Origin of the sequence: Roseomonas mucosa ATCC BAA-692 (assembly GCF_000622225.1) — a bacterium.
Classification (GTDB): Bacteria; Pseudomonadota; Alphaproteobacteria; order Acetobacterales; family Acetobacteraceae; genus Roseomonas; species Roseomonas mucosa.
Genome location: NZ_JHWD01000002.1, coordinates 425,615 through 442,312, shown reverse-complemented (window position 1 = coordinate 442,312; position 16,698 = coordinate 425,615). Strand labels below are relative to the sequence as shown.

The 16,698-nt window shown below is 71.0% G+C and carries 15 protein-coding genes; 11 read left to right on the top strand and 4 right to left on the bottom strand.

Annotated elements, in window-relative coordinates; translation table 11 throughout:
* Nucleotides 1–108: 108 nt before the first annotated feature.
* Nucleotides 109–1,803, bottom strand: coding sequence for a gamma-glutamyltransferase (ggt, locus tag BT98_RS0104640; RefSeq protein ID WP_019460955.1), 1,695 nt, complete (start codon nt 1,801–1,803; stop codon nt 109–111).
* A gap of 184 nt (nt 1,804–1,987) precedes the next feature.
* On the opposite strand from ggt, the gene BT98_RS0104635 reads away from it, so the two are divergent.
* Nucleotides 1,988–4,342, top strand: a complete 2,355-nt coding sequence (locus BT98_RS0104635; protein WP_019460956.1) for a xanthine dehydrogenase family protein molybdopterin-binding subunit — start codon at nt 1,988–1,990, stop codon at nt 4,340–4,342.
* A gap of 58 nt (nt 4,343–4,400) precedes the next feature.
* Here the strand turns inward: BT98_RS0104635 and BT98_RS0104630 are convergent, their stop codons facing one another.
* From BT98_RS0104630 to BT98_RS0104620, 3 genes are all read right to left on the bottom strand, one after another.
* On the bottom strand, nt 4,401–4,805 hold the full coding sequence (locus tag BT98_RS0104630) for a type II toxin-antitoxin system VapC family toxin (RefSeq protein ID WP_019460957.1): 405 nt from the start codon (nt 4,803–4,805) through the stop codon (nt 4,401–4,403).
* 39 nt (nt 4,806–4,844) lie between these two features.
* Nucleotides 4,845–5,078 (bottom strand): AbrB/MazE/SpoVT family DNA-binding domain-containing protein, encoded by a 234-nt coding sequence (locus tag BT98_RS0104625; protein ID WP_027297158.1) that lies wholly within the window; start codon nt 5,076–5,078, stop codon nt 4,845–4,847.
* Nucleotides 5,079–5,191: 113 nt separating this feature from the next.
* A complete protein-coding gene (locus BT98_RS0104620; protein ID WP_019462334.1) occupies nt 5,192–6,331 on the bottom strand; it encodes a M20 family metallopeptidase in 1,140 nt (379 codons plus the stop codon).
* Between the two features lie 207 nt (nt 6,332–6,538).
* Between BT98_RS0104620 and BT98_RS0104615 the strand changes: the two genes are divergently transcribed.
* The 10 genes from BT98_RS0104615 (at nt 6,539) to BT98_RS0104570 (ending at nt 16,694) form a co-directional block, all read left to right on the top strand.
* A complete protein-coding gene (locus tag BT98_RS0104615; protein ID WP_037249788.1) occupies nt 6,539–7,141 on the top strand; it encodes an LOG family protein in 603 nt (200 codons plus the stop codon).
* Between the two features lie 23 nt (nt 7,142–7,164).
* On the top strand, nt 7,165–8,133 hold the full coding sequence (locus BT98_RS0104610; protein WP_019462332.1) for a bifunctional riboflavin kinase/FAD synthetase: 969 nt from the start codon (nt 7,165–7,167) through the stop codon (nt 8,131–8,133).
* Between the two features lie 373 nt (nt 8,134–8,506).
* Entirely contained in the window at nt 8,507–8,629 is a 123-nt protein-coding gene (locus BT98_RS28375; RefSeq protein ID WP_019462331.1) for a hypothetical protein, read from the top strand.
* Nucleotides 8,630–8,733: 104 nt separating this feature from the next.
* Nucleotides 8,734–8,859, top strand: a complete 126-nt coding sequence (locus BT98_RS28370; RefSeq protein WP_019462330.1) for a hypothetical protein — start codon at nt 8,734–8,736, stop codon at nt 8,857–8,859.
* A gap of 499 nt (nt 8,860–9,358) precedes the next feature.
* Nucleotides 9,359–12,196 (top strand): isoleucine--tRNA ligase, encoded by a 2,838-nt coding sequence (gene ileS / locus BT98_RS0104595; RefSeq protein WP_019462329.1) that lies wholly within the window; start codon nt 9,359–9,361, stop codon nt 12,194–12,196.
* Nucleotides 12,196–12,732, top strand: coding sequence for a signal peptidase II (gene lspA, locus BT98_RS0104590; protein ID WP_226946051.1), 537 nt, complete (start codon nt 12,196–12,198; stop codon nt 12,730–12,732). The genes ileS and lspA overlap by 1 nt, the downstream gene beginning before the upstream one ends.
* Before the next feature lie 2 nt (nt 12,733–12,734).
* Nucleotides 12,735–13,301, top strand: coding sequence for a DUF3035 domain-containing protein (locus BT98_RS0104585; protein WP_019462327.1), 567 nt, complete (start codon nt 12,735–12,737; stop codon nt 13,299–13,301).
* 76 nt (nt 13,302–13,377) lie between these two features.
* A complete protein-coding gene (locus BT98_RS25930) occupies nt 13,378–14,007 on the top strand; it encodes a thermonuclease family protein (RefSeq protein WP_051544247.1) in 630 nt (209 codons plus the stop codon).
* A gap of 135 nt (nt 14,008–14,142) precedes the next feature.
* On the top strand, nt 14,143–15,450 hold the full coding sequence (gene gltA / locus BT98_RS0104575) for a citrate synthase (protein WP_019462325.1): 1,308 nt from the start codon (nt 14,143–14,145) through the stop codon (nt 15,448–15,450).
* Between the two features lie 212 nt (nt 15,451–15,662).
* Nucleotides 15,663–16,694 (top strand): ABC transporter substrate-binding protein, encoded by a 1,032-nt coding sequence (locus tag BT98_RS0104570; protein ID WP_037249891.1) that lies wholly within the window; start codon nt 15,663–15,665, stop codon nt 16,692–16,694.
* Nucleotides 16,695–16,698: the final 4 nt, after the last annotated feature.

Below are 16,698 nucleotides of genomic sequence, written 5' to 3'. Positions count from 1 at the left end.
GGATGCCCTTGCGCGCGGCATGGGCGGCCCTGTCCATCGGCCTGCCGCTCCCTGCCTTGTGGGACCGGTTCCGTCATGCGGCGTGTGACGGAACGGTCGCGCGCGGTGTTACCGGCGCGCCTGTTCCAGCACGAAGCGCACGCCGGGCTTGGCCAGCCCGCCCGCCACGCCGATGGGCGTGCCGTCGGCGCGCCAGCAGGCGGCGCCGGTCATCATTCCCGCTTCCCCGAAGGCGATCAGGTTCATGCCGCCGCCCACGGTCGGCACCGTCGCCACCTCGTGGCCCATGGCGGCCAGCTCCTCCCGCACCGTGGGGGCGACGCCGCCCTCGGCCTCCAGCGCCAGGCCCTGGGTCCAGATCCGGGGGGCCTCCACCGCCTCCTGCGGGCTCATGCCGTGGTCGATCATGTTCAGCACCGCCTGCATGGCCGAGCCGAAGATCTTCAGCCCGCCCGGCAGGCCCAGCGCGAAGACCGGCCTGCCGTCGCGCAGCACGATGGTCGGCGCCATGGAGGTGGTGATGCGCTTGCCCGGCGCCACGGACTGGGCGAGGCCCGGGCGCGGGTCGAAGTTGCACATGTAGTTGTTGGGGATCAGCCCCAGCCCGGGGATGCGGACCCGCGCGCCGAAGAGGCCGTTGATGGTCTGCGTCATGGCCACGACGTTGCCGGCGGCATCGGCGGTGGTGACATGGGTGGTGTCGGCGCTCTCGTCGAGCGGTGCCACGCCGGGCGCCCAGTCGCGCGCATGGCCGGGGTCGAACCCGGCCCGCCGTTCCTCCGCATAGGGCCTGGAGACCAGCCGCTCCACCGGGATGCGCACGAAAGCCGGGTCGGCGGTGACCATGGCGCGGTCGGCGAAGGCGAGCTTCAGCGCCTCGGCGATCCGGTGCAGGGTCGGCGCCGTGCCGAAGCCCAGGGCACGGAGGTCGAAGCCCTCCAGGAAGTTCAGCATCTGCACCATGTGCATGCCGCCGGCGGAGGGGGCGGGGGGACCGACCACCTCATGCCCGCGATAGGTGCCGCGCACCGGCTCGCGCTCGACCGGGGCGGTGCTGGCGAGGTCCTCCCGCGTCAGGATGCCGCCGTTGCGGGCGAACCAGTCGCAGGCGGCCTGCCCCAGCGCGCCCCGGTAGAAGGCGTCCGGCCCCTCCTGCGCGATGGTGCGCAGCGTCTCGGCCGTGTCGCCCTGGACCAGCCGCGCCCCGGCCTTCAGCGGCGTGCCGCCGGGCAGGAAGACCCGCGCCATCTCCGGGTCCCGCGCCAGATCGCCCGCGGCATCGGCGATGCAGTCGGCGAGATAGGTGGTGACGGCGAAGCCCCGGGCCGCGTGGCGGATCGCCGGCTCCATCACATCCGCGAGCGGCAGCGTGCCGTAGCGGGCCAGGATGTCGCACCAGGCGCGCAGCGCGCCCGGCGAGGCGACGGCCAGGGGGCCGACCGTGTTGGCCCGGCCCAGCGTCTCCATGCGCCGCGCCGGGTCTTCGGAGGCCGGGGTGTACATCGTCCCCGACCCCGCCAGCGGCGCGGCGGAAAGCCCGTCCACGATGATGTGGCGCCCGTCGGCGAGGCGCAGATGCGTCAGCCCGCCGCCCAGCGGCCCGGTCATCATCGGCTCGACCACCGAAAGGGCGAAGAAGGCGGCGATGGCGGCGTCCACCGCGTTGCCCCCGGCCGCCAGCATCTCGGCCGCGGCGGCGGAACCCAGCGGGTGGTTGGTCACCGCCATGCCGCGGCTGCCGCTGGCCGGGGCCTTCTGCGTGGTGAAGGGCGATCCCGCCCGAGCGCGCCAGCCGCCGTCCATAGACTTCCCCTCGCGTTGAAACGGGCGCACCATCCTCCCGGCCGTCCGCCAAGCCAAGACGGGATTCCCCGTCCCGGCCCGGTTTTTGCCTCCATCCCTGTTGGTGGACAGGCTGACGGCCCGCCTCGTCTGTCCCGCCCCATTTGGGCCGCACACCGATCCGTCCGCTTCCGGAGGCTCCGCCATGCCCGATACGAACATGCCCGATCCCAGCCGCATGCGCTTCGCCGTGGGCCAGCCGGTCACGCGACGGGAGGACCCGATGCTGCTGCGGGGGGAGGGGCACTACACCGACGACCTGCAGGCCGAGGGGCAGGCCCATGCCTGGATGGTGCGCAGCCCCTATGCCCATGGCGTGATCAACGGCATCGACACGGCCGAGGCGAAGTCCATGCCGGGCGTGCTGGCGGTCTACACCGGTGCCGATCTCGCGGAATACGGCCCGATCAGATGCGCCATGCCGCTGAAGAACCGCGACGGCAGCCCGCTCGCCTCGCCGGTCCGCCCGGCGCTGGCGACGGACCGCGTGCGCTATGTCGGCGACCCGGTGGCCATCGTCATCGCCGAGACGCCGGCCGAGGCGCGCGACGCGGCGGAGGCGGTGATGCTGGACATCGACCCGCTCGACGCCGTCACCGAGGCCTCCGCCGCCGCCGCGCCGGGCGCGCCGCAGCTCTATGACGACGTACCGGGCAACGTGGTGCTGGACTGGCATTCGGGCGATGCGGAAAAGGTCGCCGCCGCCTTCGCCACCGCCGCGCACCGGGTGAAGCTGCCGCTGCGCAACAACCGCATCGTCGTCGCGGCGATGGAGCCGCGCGCCGCCATCGCGGAATATGACGCGGAAAGCGGGCGCTACACGCTGCGCGCCTGCTCGCAGGGCGTCTTCGGCCTGCGCCGCCAGATCGCCGAGGACATCCTCAGGGTGCCGGTGGAGAAGGTGCATGTGCTGACCACGCAGGTCGGCGGCTCCTTCGGCATGAAGGGCACGGTCTATCCGGAATATCCCGGCATGTTCCACGCGGCGCGGCTGCTGGGCCGGCCGGTGAAGTGGACCGACGAGCGCTCCGGCTCCTTCGTGTCCGACCAGCACGGGCGCGACCACGAGACGGTGGCGGAGCTGGCGCTGGACGCGGAGGGGCGCTTCCTGGCGGTGCGGCTGACCTCCTTCGCCAACATGGGCGCCTATCTCACCACGGTCGGGCCGCTGATGGGCACGATGGGCTTCGTGAAGAACGTCCAGTCCAACTACGCCACGCCGCTGATCGAGGTGGACACCAAGTCGGTCTTCACCAACACCAGCCCGGTCGGCGCCTATCGCGGCGCCGGGCGGCCCGAGGGCAACTACTACATGGAGCGGCTGGTCGAGGCCGCCGCGGCGCAGATCGGCATGGACCCGCTGGAACTGCGCCGCCGCAACCATATCCGCCCCGAGCAGATGCCCTATGACGCGGCCTCCGGCAGCCGGTACGATGGCGGCGAGTTCACCGCGCTGATGGAGGAGGCGCTGCGCCAGGCCGACTGGGACGGCTTCGCGGCCCGGCGGGAGGAAAGCGCCTCGCGCGGGTTGCTGCGCGGCCGCGGCCTCGGCAACTACCTCGAATGCACCGCCCCCGCCGGCAAGGAGCATGGCGGCGTGCGCTTCGAGGAGGATGGCGGCGTCACCATCATCACCGGCACGCTCGACTACGGCCAGGGCCACTGGACGCCCTTCGCGCAGCTCCTCGGCAGCCGCCTCGGCGTGCCCTTCGAGCGCATCCGGCTGATCCAAGGCGATTCCGACCTGCTGAAGCACGGCGGCGGCACCGGCGGCTCGCGCTCCATGATGTCCTCCGGCACCGCGATCATCGAGGCCTCGGAGAAGGTGATCGAGAAGGGCCGCGAGGCCGCCTCGCATCTCCTCGAAGCCGCCGTGGCGGATATCGAGTTCGACCCGGAGAATGGCCGCTTCGCCATCGCCGGCACGGATCGCGGCATCGGCATCCTGGAACTGGCCGCGCGCATGCGGGCCGCGCCGGAACTGCCGGAGGATCTGCGCTCCCTCGACGTGACGCATGTCACCGAGGACAAGCCGATGGCCTATCCCAATGGCTGCCACGTCGCCGAGGTCGAGGTCGATCCGGAGACCGGCCATGTCCACCTCGTGCGCTACCTCGCCGTCAGCGATTTCGGTGTCGAGGTGAACCCGCTGATGGTGCAGGGGCAGGTGCATGGCGGCGTCGCCCAGGGCATCGGCCAGGCGCTGATGGAGCGCGTCTCCTATGACGAGGGCGGGCAGATCCTGTCTGCCTCCTTCATGGACTACGCCCTGCCGCGTGCCGAGGACCTGCCGCCGATCCTCACTGCCTCCCGCCCCGTCCCGGCGAAGACCAACCCGGTCGGCGCCAAGGGCTGCGGCGAGGCCGGCTGCGCCGGCTCGCTGCCGGCGGTGATGAACGCCCTGGCCGATGCGCTGCGCGCCGCCGGGGCCGAGCCGGTGGACATGCCCGCCACGCCGGAGAAGGTCTGGATGGCGCTGCAGCGCGCTTCGCGAGGCTGAGCAGCCTTGCCGTGCTTCGGGGGGAGGGTGTTCCCCCGGGGGCACTCACGGAAGCCTGTCAGGCTCCGGGTGCGATCAGGGCGACGGAGGGGAAATAGCTGCGGTAGCGTCCGACATCCCGCGTGAGCAGGGGCAGTTTCGCGACGGCAGCATGGGCGCCGATCAGGAAGTCTGGAAGCACACCTGTCCGTGACCCGCCGCGTGCCCGGTAGTTCTGGAAGGCCTTGCCAGCCAGGAACAAGGCCGCCCGGGGCATCGGCTGGAGCACGATTCCAGCCTCTTCCAGAAAGGCATCCACGGCTTCGATCGCCGGGAAGCGGACCGACAATTCAGCATAGACGATGTCGTTGATCAGCAATGGGCCGGCGACAGCCGCGGCATCGAGTTGCCGGATGGACCAGTCCACCCAGTTCGGGTCGTCGATGGCCAGGTCGAGCAGGATATTGGTATCGACCAGCGTCATACCCCAGGTTCGCCCTCCGGACCCGCCTCGCTCGCCTCCTCAGTCGCCCCGCGTCAGGGCCATGATCTCGTCGGTGCTCATGCCATGCCCGGCCGCCCCCCGCAGCCGCTCGAAGCGGCTGCGGGGGGCGGCCGCGTCATCGGCGCGTGCCAGCACCACCCGGCCATCCGGTGCGACCTGGAATTCGACGGCGGTGCCGGTGGTGATGCCAAGCAGGTCCCGGACCGGCTTCGGGATGGTGACCTGCCCTTTGCTGGTGACGATGGTGGCCATGGCTTGCTTCCGGTAATACCGATGTTCCCTCTGGGTATTACCTTGGCCTCCGCCACGGCCGCGTCAAGCCCGTGGCGGAGGCCATGGCCCCCACCACGGCCATCGGCGATGCCTCAGAGCGTCTCGATCAATCCCGCCAGCACCTGCCCCCGCGCGGCGAGGTCACGCCACAGGATATGCTCGTGCGGCGCATGGGCGCCCGCGCCGGTGCAGCCTAGCCCGTCCAGGGTCGGGATGCCGAGCGCGGCGGTAAAGTTGCCGTCCGACCCGCCGCCGCGATGCTGCTTCGGCAGGTCATAGCCCGCCTGCCGCGCCAGTTCGCGCGCCGTCTCGTAGAGGCGCAGGGTTTCCGCCGTCTCCTCCATGGGCGGGCGGTTCATGCCGCCGGTGATCTCGATGCGGATTCCGTCCCGCTCCCCGGCGAGGGCCAGGATGGCCCGCTCCATCGCCACGCCGTCCGCCTCGCTGGCGACGCGCAGGTCGATCTCGCAGCCGGCCTCGGGCGGGACGACATTGGGGCGCGTGCCGCCCCAGACGGGGGCCACGTTGGTGGTCACGCCCCGCTCCAGGTCCACCAGCCCGTGCACCTTCAGCACCAGCTCGGACAGCGCCACCACGGCGCTGCGCCCCTCGCTCCAGTTGCCGCCGGCATGGGCGGAAATGCCATGGATCTTCACCACGAAGCGGCCGACGCCCTTGCGCGCGGTGACGCAGGCGCCCTGCGGCCCGCCCGCCGGCTCGGCGATCAGCACGGCGCTGGCGTCTCGCGCCTCGCGCTCGATGATGGCGCGGGAGGTGGGGGAGCCGACCTCCTCGTCCGGCGTCATGATCAGCGTGACCGGGCTGCGCGTCGCCACCTTCTGGCGCAGGATCTCGCGCACCGCGTGGAAGGCGAGGAAGGAGCCCGACTTCATGTCGTAGATGCCGGGGCCGTAGGCCTTGTCGCCCTCGACGCGGAAGGGCATCGAGGCGGCGAGGGTGCCGTTGTCCCAGACCGTGTCGAGATGCACGCAGACCACCACCGGCTTGCGGTTGCTGCCGGCGGGGCCGGGCAGGCGGGCGATCAGGTTGTCGCCATAGCCGTCGCGGCCGGGGATGCGCTCCAGCGTGGCCCCGGCCTCCCGCAGACCGGCCTCGGCACGGTCCACCAGCCGGTTCACCGCGGCGGCATCGGTGGTGGGGGTCTCCATCTCGACCCAGAGGCGCAGTTCCTCCAGCAGCCTCTCGCTGGTTCCGATCTCGGTGGCGGGCATGCAGGCTCCTCGCGGCAAGGCGGCCTGTCCCCGGGGCGCGCGGCGCCGGCGGCAGGTCCCCGGTTGGAAAGCGGGCTGTGTCGCGCCGCCCGCCCGGCTTGTCCATCGGGGGGTGGCGGGAATTCGCGGGGGGTGGCAGGGGCGGCTGAGCGGATCGTCATCCGGACGCGCTTTCCCCGGCGCCGCCGATGCCCTTAGATCAGGGCCATGGAAGAGACGAAGACGTTGAAGCGTGTCTGTGTGTTCTGCGGTGCCAGCAGCGGCGCCCGCCCGATCTATGCCGAAACCGCCCGCGCCCTGGGCGAGGCGATCGCGGCGCGGGGGCTGGACCTGGTCTATGGCGGCGGCAAGGTCGGCCTCATGGGCGTGGTGGCCGATGCCGCCCTGGCGAACGGCGCCGAGGTGGACGGGGTGATCCCCGAGGCGCTCATGCAGCGCGAGGTCGGGCACGGTTCCGTGACCCGGCTGCATGTCGTCGGGTCGATGCACGAGCGCAAGGCGATGATGGCCGAGCTGTCGGACGGCTTCGTGATCCTGCCCGGCGGCTTCGGCACGATGGAGGAGGTCTTCGAGGTGCTCACCTGGTCGCAGCTTGGCCTGCACAGCAAGGGCGCGGTCTTCCTCGATGTCGATGGCTACTGGAACCACCTGATGGCGGCGCTGGACGGGATGCAGGGGGAGGGCTTCCTGAAGCCCGAGCACCGGCTGCTGGCCATGCGGGCGGAAACGCCGGAACAGGCGCTGGACATGCTGGCCGCCTTCCGACCGCCGGAAGTGGCGCGCTGGATCGTCAGCCCGGCCCAGACCTGAGCGGCGGCAGCGAGGTTCCGGCCATGGCCCAGCCTTCCGTTCCCGAGGCGGATTGCCTGCTGCTCGCGGACTGGCGCGGCGTGCCGGCGGTGGCGCGCGGCGCGGCCGTGGCGCTGGGCAATTTCGACGGCGTGCATCGCGGCCACCGGGCGGTGCTGGGCGCGGCCCATGCGGCGCGGCCCGACCTGCCCCTGGCGGCGCTCACCTTCGAGCCGCATCCGCGCGAGTATTTCCGCCCGGACGACCCGCCCTTCCGTCTGACCCCCCTGCCGGCAAAGCGGCGGGCGCTGGAGGCGGCGGGCTGCCGCATCGTCTATGCGCTGCCCTTCGGGCCGGAACTGGCCGCGATGAGCGCCGAGGATTTCGTGGAGCAGGTGCTGCATCGCGGGATCGGGGCGCGGCACCTGGCCTGCGGCGCCGACTTCGCCTTCGGGCACCGGCGGGGCGGCGACATCGCCTTTCTGGCCCAGGCCGCGGAGGCGCGCGGCATCGGCCTGTCCGTGGTACCGCCCGTGGCGGATGCCGAGGGCACCCTGTCCTCCACCCGCATCCGCCGCGCCCTGCAGGACGGCTATCCCGAGCGTGCGACGCGCGACCTGGGCCGGGCCTGGGAGATCGCAGGGGAGGTCGTGCACGGCGACAAGCTGGGCCGCGTCCTGGGCTGGCCCACGGCCAATCTCTGGCTCGGCCGGCACCTGGAGCCGGCGCGCGGCGTCTATGCCGTGACCGTGGCCCTGCCGGAAGGGCGGGAAGTGAAGGGCGTCGCCAATATCGGGCGCCGCCCCACCCTGGGCGGGGACCCGCAGACCCGGCTGGAGGTGCATCTCTTCGACTTCTCCGGCGACCTCTACGGCCAGGAGATCCGGGTGCGGCTGGTGAACTTCCTGCGGGCGGACGCGACCTTCGCCGGGCTGGAGGAGCTCAAGGCCGCCATCGCCCAGGATGCCGAGGACGCCCGGCGGGTGCTGGGCCTGGAGGCGCGCGGCCCGTAGGGCGTGGCGTCCGGCAGCGGGGCGCGGATCATGCCCGTTCCGCCGCCCCCTGCCTGCGGGCACCGGCCCGGCAGACATGCGATGACCGGTACGCAACGGACTGGCCGGCCCGACCTGCGAGGCGGCAGGCCACCGTCATGGCTGGTCAGGTTCGTGTTCTATATGACACATGATAAAACTGCTCTGGTCATGCATAAGATAAACACCACGGGACTTACATAAGACACGCTGGATTTTGACTTGGAGCCAACTCAGGCATTCAAGAACAGCAAGGCATGGCATGCCGTTTATGCTTGAATGACGCGGCGCAGCGAAGCATCTTGATGCTCAGATCTCGGACCGGATCGGACCGGCCGAGCCAAGAGGTCATCCCATGCTTGAAGTCGTGTTCGTTGCTGTTCTCGCGGCGCTCGCCGGCGGCAATGTCGCCGCTCAGGTCGTGATGAGCACGCTTTACCCGAACGGCCTGCCGCCGCGCCTGCGGATGGCCGACTGATCGAAACAGGCTCCGGCCTGCCGCCGGCGCCCCCCATGGTGTCCTGCCGAGTGGAGGATGGCGCAGTGCCCCCTCCACCGGCCCGGACCGAAGGAGTTCCTGCCATGCTCGCTCTCGTGCTTAGCATCGCCGCCCTGGGTGCTTCCCTTGTCGGCAACATCGTCGCCCGCCAGCAGATGGACCGCCTGCCTGCTGGCCTGCTGGACAGCGCCGCCCGCACGGCCCAGTAACCGCGCCGCAAGGGGCTGGACCCGCAACGGGCCGCAAGGCGGCCGCCCGCGGCCAGCCCCCGTTGACGGGCGGCCCGGCGACGGACCGTCCATGCTTTCCCGGCGACCACGTCCTGGTCATTCCAGCGCGCACGCCGGATCGTCCTCCCAGGGCCTGCGCCCGCCGTGCGGGGAGGGGGCCACCCCGGTGTCCGTCGCCGCGACGGAGGGGCTTTCGCCGTTTCCCCGCCTCCTGCCTCCGCTTTCCCGGGTTTCCGGCCGGGGCTTCCGCCCTGCGGGCCCGTGCCGCCGCCCGCGCGCCTCTACCGGGCGCAGCAGCATCGCGGCCCCGCCATGGCGCGTGACTTGACCGGAACGGACCGGCCTCCGCATAAGGCGCCCATGTCCAGGCGGCACACAGCGCGAATTACCCGCCCGGCCCTCGGCTGAGGGCCGGGTTCCCCTTGTCCTTCGCGCCTTCCCCCGCCATTGCCATGGCCGACCGCCCGGAACTGCCCCGATGAACGACGCCCCCACCCCCGACACCGTCCCCGCCCGGGACTGGCGCGACACGGTCTTCCTGCCGCGCACCTCCTTCCCGATGAAGGGCGACCTGCCGAAGCGCGAGCCCGGCTGGCTCGGCCGCTGGAAGGAGACCGGGCTGCGCGACCGCCTGCGTGCCCAGTCCGCCGGGATGCCGAAATTCGTGCTGCATGACGGCCCGCCCTATGCGAACGGGCCGCTGCATATCGGCCACGCCCTGAACAAGATCCTGAAGGACGTGATCAACCGCGGCGCCCAGATGTCGGGCAAGGACGCGAACTACGTCCCCGGCTGGGACTGCCACGGCCTGCCGATCGAGTGGAAGGTCGAGGAGGAGTACCGCAACCCCAAGGGCAAGTACCGGGGCGGCGTGGACAAGGACCAGGTGCCCATTCTCGACTTCCGGGCCGAGTGCCGCGCCTATGCCGGCCACTGGCTGAACGTGCAGCGGGAGGAGTTCCAGCGCCTGGGCGTGCTCGGCGACTGGGAGCATCCCTACGCCACGATGAACTTCTCCTCCGAGGCGGTGATCGCGGGCGAGATCGGCAAGTTCCTGCTGAACGGCTCGCTCTATCGCGGCCTGCGCCCGGTGATGTGGAGCCCGGTCGAGAAGACCGCCCTGGCCGATGCCGAGGTCGAGTACCACGACCATACCAGCCCGACGCTGCACGCCCTTTTCCGCGTGCTGCGCTCGCCGGCCGAGGCGGCGGCGGGCGCCAGCGTGGTGATCTGGACCACCACGCCCTGGACCATGCCGGGCAACCGCGCCGTCGCCTATGGCGAGGAGATCGATTACGCCCTGCTGCACGTGGAAGGGGTGGCCGAGGGCTCGCTGCTGAAGGTCGGCGAGAACCTGCTGGTCGCCCTGCCGCTGCTGGAAAGCTTCGCGAAGGAGGCCGGCCTCGGCGCCCATTCCATCCGCCGCGTCTTCAAGGGCGCGGAGCTGGCGGGCACCGTGCTGGCGCACCCGCTGCGCGGCTGGGCGCCCGCGGAGGGCGGCTACGACTTCGACGTGCCGTTGCTGCCGGGCGATTTCGTCACCGCCGATGCGGGCACGGGCTTCGTCCACATCGCTCCGGGCCATGGCGAGGACGACTTCAACCTCGGTCGCCACTTCGGCCTGCCGGTGCCGGAAACGGTGAACGACGACGGCACCTATTCGGTGCAGTCGCCGGGCTTCACCGGCATCCATGTCTTCAAGGCGCATGAGCCCGTCTGGGCCGCGATGGAGAGCATGGGCACGCTGGCCGCGAAGGGCTCGCTGCGGCATTCCTACCCGCATTCCTGGCGCTCCAAGAAGCCGGTGATCTTCCGCGCCACGCCGCAGTGGTTCATCGCCATGGACGACGGCAACCAGATCCGCGCCAAGGCGCTGGACGCGCTGGCCGTCACCCGCTTCGTGCCCGAGGTCGGGCGCAACCGCATCACCTCCATGGTCGCCGCCCGGCCGGACTGGTGCATCAGCCGCCAGCGCGCCTGGGGCGTGCCCATCCCGGTCTTCGTGGAGAAGCGGATCGGCGAGCCGCTGCGCGATCCGGCGGTGCTGGAGCGCGTGGTTTGCGCCTTTCGCGAGGAAGGGGCCGATGCCTGGTACAAGCCCGGCGCCGCGCAGCGCTTCCTGGGCAACGGCCGGAACCCGGACGACTACGAGCAGGTGATGGACATCGTGGACGTGTGGTTCGAGTCCGGCTCGACCCATGCCTTCACCCTGACGCCGGAGCGTGGCCTGCCCTTTCCGGCGGATCTCTACCTGGAGGGGTCGGACCAGCATCGCGGCTGGTTCCATTCCTCCCTGCTGGAAAGCATCGGCACCCGGGGGGTGGCGCCCTACAAGGCGCTGCTGACGCATGGCTTCACGCTCGACGAGTCCGGGCGGAAGATGTCCAAGTCGCTGGGCAACGTCACCGCCCCGCAGGAAGTCACCAAGAAGTACGGCGCCGACATCCTGCGCCTCTGGGTGATGAACGCCGACACCACCGAGGACCAGCGCATCGGCCCGCGCATCCTGGAGCAGACGGCGGAGCTCTATCGCCGCCTGCGCAACACGCTGCGTTGGCTGCTGGGCAATCTCGACGGCTTCTCCGAGGCCGAGCGCGTGCCCCATGCCGAGCTGCCGGAGCTGGAGCGCTGGGTGCTGCACCGGCTGACCCAGCTCGATGCCCGCATCCGCGGGGCGGTGGAAAGCTATGACTGGTCCGGCGTGGTGCCGGAGATCCATGCCTTCTGCGCCGCCGATCTCTCGGCCTTCTATTTCGACATCCGCAAGGACAGCCTCTACTGCGACGCGGCGGACAGCCCACGCCGCCGGGCCGCCCGCACCGTGCTGGACGTGCTGCACCGCTGCCTCGCTACCTGGCTGGCGCCGGTCCTGCCCTTCACGGCGGAGGAGGCCTGGCTGGCCCGCTTCCCATCCGAGACCGACTCCGTCCATCTCCAGCTCTTCCCCGAGGTCCCGGCGGAATGGCGGGACGAGGCGCTGGCCGCCAGATGGGCGCGGGTGCGCGAGCTGCGCGGCGTGGTGACGGCGGAGCTGGAGAAGGCCCGCGCCGCCGGCACGATCGGCTCCAGCCTGCAGGCCGCGCCGGTGCTGGCGCTGCCGGAGGCCGAGGCCGGGCTGCTGTCGCCGGAACTCTGGGCCGAGACCTGCATCACCTCCGGCTTCGAACTGGCCCCCGGGGCGGAGGCGCCCGCCGCGGAGTTCCGCCCCGCCGAGGGGGCGAAATGCGCCCGCTGCTGGCGGGTGCTGCCGGAGGTCGGTGCCCCTGGACGGCGCCATGCCGATCTCTGCCTGCGCTGCGAGGCCGCGGTCGCCTGATGCCCAGCCCCACGACTCCGGCCCGGATGATCCCGCTCGGCCTCGTGGCCGCCGTGCTGGTCCTGGTGGCCGACCAGGCGAGCAAGTGGTGGATGGGGGAGGTGCTGCGCCTGCCCGAGCGGGGCCATGTCCCGCTCTTCTCGGCGGGGCCCTTCAGCCTGGACCTTTCCATGGTCTGGAATCGGGGCGTCACCTTCGGCCTTATGGCTGGGGATGCGCCCTGGCATGGCTGGCTGCTCGCCGGTCTTGCCCTGGTGATCACGCTGATCCTGCTGCGCTGGATGGCCCGGGCGGAGACCCGGCCGGTCGCCGTCGCCCTGGGCGCGGTGATCGGCGGCGCCATCGGCAATGTCATCGACCGGCTGCGCTTCGGCGCGGTCTTCGACTTCGTCGATGCCTCCTTCCGGGGGTGGCACTGGTATGTCTTCAACATCGCCGACGCGGCCATCGTGCTGGGCGTGATCGCCCTGGTGGCGGACGCGCTCTTCCGTCCCCCCTCGACCGGACGCGACGGCGTGGCTAAGGAGCCCGTATGAGGATGCCCCAACGCCGGACCGTGGCCCTGGCCCTGCCGGCCGCCCTTTCCCTCGGCCTGCTCGCCGGATGCGGCGGTGACACGGCCCGTACCCTGGGCTTCACCCGGGACGCCCCGGACGAGTTCCAGGTGGTGACCCGCGCGCCGCTCTCGCTGCCGCCGGACATGAACAACCTGCCCGTGCCCCGCCCCGGTGCGGTGCGGCCGCAGGAGCTTTCGGCCCGCGAGCAGGGGGAAAGCGCCCTGGTGCCCGGCGCCGTCCTGGAGTCCACCCAGGCGAGCCGCCAGTCCTCGGGCGAGAGCGCGCTGGTCGCCCGGGCCGGTGGGACGGTCGATCCTGCCATCCGCCGGAGGGTGGACGAGGAAAGCCTGCGGCTGAACCAGCCGAGCCAGACCGTGGTGGACCGGCTGATGTTCTGGCGCGACGCGCCGCCGCCGGGCGTGGTGGTGGACCCGCAGAAGGAGAGCCAGCGCCTGCGCGAGAACTTCGCCCTGGGCCGCCCGCCTGGGGATGGCGAAACGCCGATCATCCAGCGCAAGGAGCGCGGCATCTTCGACGGGCTGTTCTGAGCCTGTCTTGCTTCCGGCCGGGAAGGGGCGTTTTCCCGCTTCCCGGCCCCCCTCGGCTTTGATAGGGCTCCGTGCCGTGGCACGCCCGAGAAAGATCTTCCATTCCCATCGCAAGCCGCCGCGCCGCCGCGCCCCGCTGGCGCTCGGCCTGGCCGCCCTGCTGCTGCTCGCCGCCGGTGGGGCCTATCTGTATGCGGTGGGCGGGGCGGGCCTCGCCGGGCATCTCCGTCCGGTCCTGGCCGGCCTTCCCGGCCTGGGCTCCGGCGCCGCGCCCCCGGCCGCCACGCCGCCGGAAGGGCCGATCCAGGCCGATCCGGCGGAAATCCATGTCGTGGACGGGGAGACCCTGCGCCTGCAAGGGCAGGTGGTGCGCCTGGATGGGCTCCAGGCCCCGTCGCGCGGCGAGACCTGCGCCGATACGGCGGGCCAGGGTTTCGATTGCGGCGTGGCTGCGGCAGACAGGCTGGCCCATCTGGTGGCGAACCATGCCCTTGTCTGCGAGTTGCACGGGCAGGACGTGTTTCGCCGTCCACTGGCCATCTGCGAGGCAAATGGCAGGATTCTGAACGCGATGCTTGTGTCTTCGGGCTGGGCCCTGGCGAGTTCGGAGAGTTTTTCCGAAGCCGAGGCCCGGGCAAGGCAGGCCGGCCGGGGCCTATGGGCCGATGGGGTCGTGCCGCCCGAGGAATGGAGGGATCGCCGGTAGGCGGCGCCATCGCCTGGCGCCCGGTCCGGCGGCGCCTGGGGGATGGTGGACAAGACGGCTTGTCGGCGCATATTTGCGCTGCAACATAACATGATCCCGGACCCTGAAGGTACGGGAGGCAATGAGGAGCCAAGCATGAGCAACAGCGGTCACGGGTCGGTCACGATCACGCTGGACGGGACGAACAAGAGTAGTTCCGCTCCCCTGGTTCCTGGCTCCATCGGCCCTTCCGTCGCGGACATCCGCAAGATCTATGCCGATCTGGGTGTCTTCACCTTCGATCCCGGCTTCGGGATGACGGCGGCCTGCGAAAGCAAGATCACCTATATCGACGGCGACGAGGGCGTCCTGCTCTATCGCGGCTATCCGATCGAGCAGCTGGCCGAGAAGTCGGACTTCGTGGAGGTCTGCTACCTCCTGCTGCACGGGGAGCTGCCGAACGAGAAGCAGCTCAAGGAGTTCAAGCACGGTGTGACCATGCACACCATGCTGCACGAGCAGCTTCGCCGCTTCTATGACGGCTTCCGCCGCGACGCCCATCCGATGGCGATCATCTGCGGCGTGGTAGGCGCCATGTCCGCCTTCTACCACGACAGCCTGGACATCAACGACGAGAAGCAGCGCGAGATCAGCGCCTTCCGCCTGATCGCCAAGCTGCCGACCATCGCCGCCTGGGCCTACAAGTACTCGATCGGCCAGCCCTTCGTGTATCCGCGCAACGACCTGAGCTATGCGGAGAACTTCCTCTACATGCTCAACGCCGTGCCGGCGGAGGAGTACAAGGTCAACCCGGTGCTGTCGCGCGCCATGGACCGCATCCTGGTCCTGCATGCCGACCACGAGCAGAACGCCTCCACCTCCACGGTGCGGCTGGCCGGCTCGACCGGCGCCAACCCCTTCGCCTGCATCGCCGCCGGCATCGCGGCGCTCTGGGGCCCCGCGCATGGCGGCGCCAACGAGGCGGTGCTGAAGATGCTGGGCGAGATCGGCAGCGTCGAGAACATCCCCGCCTTTATCGAGAAGGTGAAGGACAAGAACTCGGGCGTGAAGCTGATGGGCTTCGGGCACCGGGTCTACAAGAACTTCGACCCGCGGGCGAAGATCATGCAGGCGACCTGCCATGAGGTCCTGACCGAGCTCGGCATCAAGGACGAGCCGCTGCTCGACCTCGCCGTGGAGCTGGAGCGGATCGCGCTGCACGACGACTACTTCATCCAGCGCAAGCTCTACCCGAACGTCGATTTCTATTCGGGCATCATCCTGAAGGCGATGGGCATCCCGACCAGCATGTTCACCGTGCTGTTCGCCGTGGCCCGCACCGTCGGCTGGGTGAGCCAGTGGAAGGAGATGATCGAGGACCCGACGCAGCGTATCGGCCGCCCGCGCCAGGTCTATACCGGCTCCGTCAAGCGCGACTTCACGCCGATCACCGGGCGCGGCTGAGCCCTCATTCCTCCCGGGGCTGGCCTCGCGGCCCCGGAGAGCGGCATGGAAACCCCGCCCGGCGCCTTGCCGCGGCGGGGTTTGCCGTTCCGGGCACCGCCCGGCCCCGGCATGTTGCGGCGCGGTGTCACGAAGTCTTCATGCGTGGGGGCTTTTCAGCGGCCGGCAGGCCATCCATCAACCGGCCCGGTCCCTTCCTTCGCGAGAAGATCATGCGCCGCCAATTCCCGCTCCTGGGCTCCCGCCGGGCTGTCGCCGGTCTCATGGTCACCGCCCTCGCCATGGCGGGCGGCGCCGCGCAGGCCCAGAATCAGACCTCGCCCTCCCAGCCGGTCTCGGGCAGCCTCACCCTCTATACCAGCCAGCTGGAGCCCGATGCGGCGGCAACGGTGGAGACCTTCCGCCAGCGCTATCCCGGCGTGACGGTGGAATGGCTGCGGGGCGGCACCAACCAGATCCTGCCCCGTCTGCGCGCCGAGATCGCCGCCGGCAGCCCGCGCGCCGACGTGCTGCTGCTGGCCGATGCCCTGACCTTCGAATCCCTGGCCGCCGAGGGGCGGCTACGGGAAAGCCCCGAGGTGAGGACGGGCGGCGTCCCGGCCGAGCGGCTGGACCCGAAGCACCGCTACTTCGCGACCAAGCTGATCACCACCGGCATCGTCTACAACACCCGCGCGCCCTTCGCGCCGAAGAGCTGGGCCGACCTGCTGCGGCCGGAGGCGCGCAACATGATCGCCATGCCTTCGCCCAGCGTCTCGGGCGCGGCGGCGCTGCATGTCGCCGCCATGGTGCAGGCGCCGGGCCTGGGCTGGGACTATCTCGGCAAGCTGGCCAAACAAGGGCTGCAGCCGCGCGGCGGCAACGGGCAGGTCCTGCAGGCGGTGGCGAGCGGCGAGCGCGCCTATGGCATCGCCGTGGACTACCTGGCCCTGCGCGAGGCTGCGCGCGGCGCCCCGGTCCGCTTCGTCTTCCCGGAGGACGGGGTGAGCGCCGTCACCGAGCCCGCCGCGATCCTGTCCACCACGAAGAACGTGCCGGCCGCGGTGGCCTTCGTCTCCTTCCTGCTGTCGCGGGAAGGCCAGGAACTGGCGGCGAAGCAGGGCTTCCTGCCGGCCGATCCCGGGGTCGCGCCGCCGGCGGACTTCCCCGACCCGCATTCGATCAAGGTCCTGCCCCTGGACGCGGCCCGTGCGGCGAAGGAGAACGAAACGGACCTGCGCCGCTTCAACGACCTGATCGAATAGACGC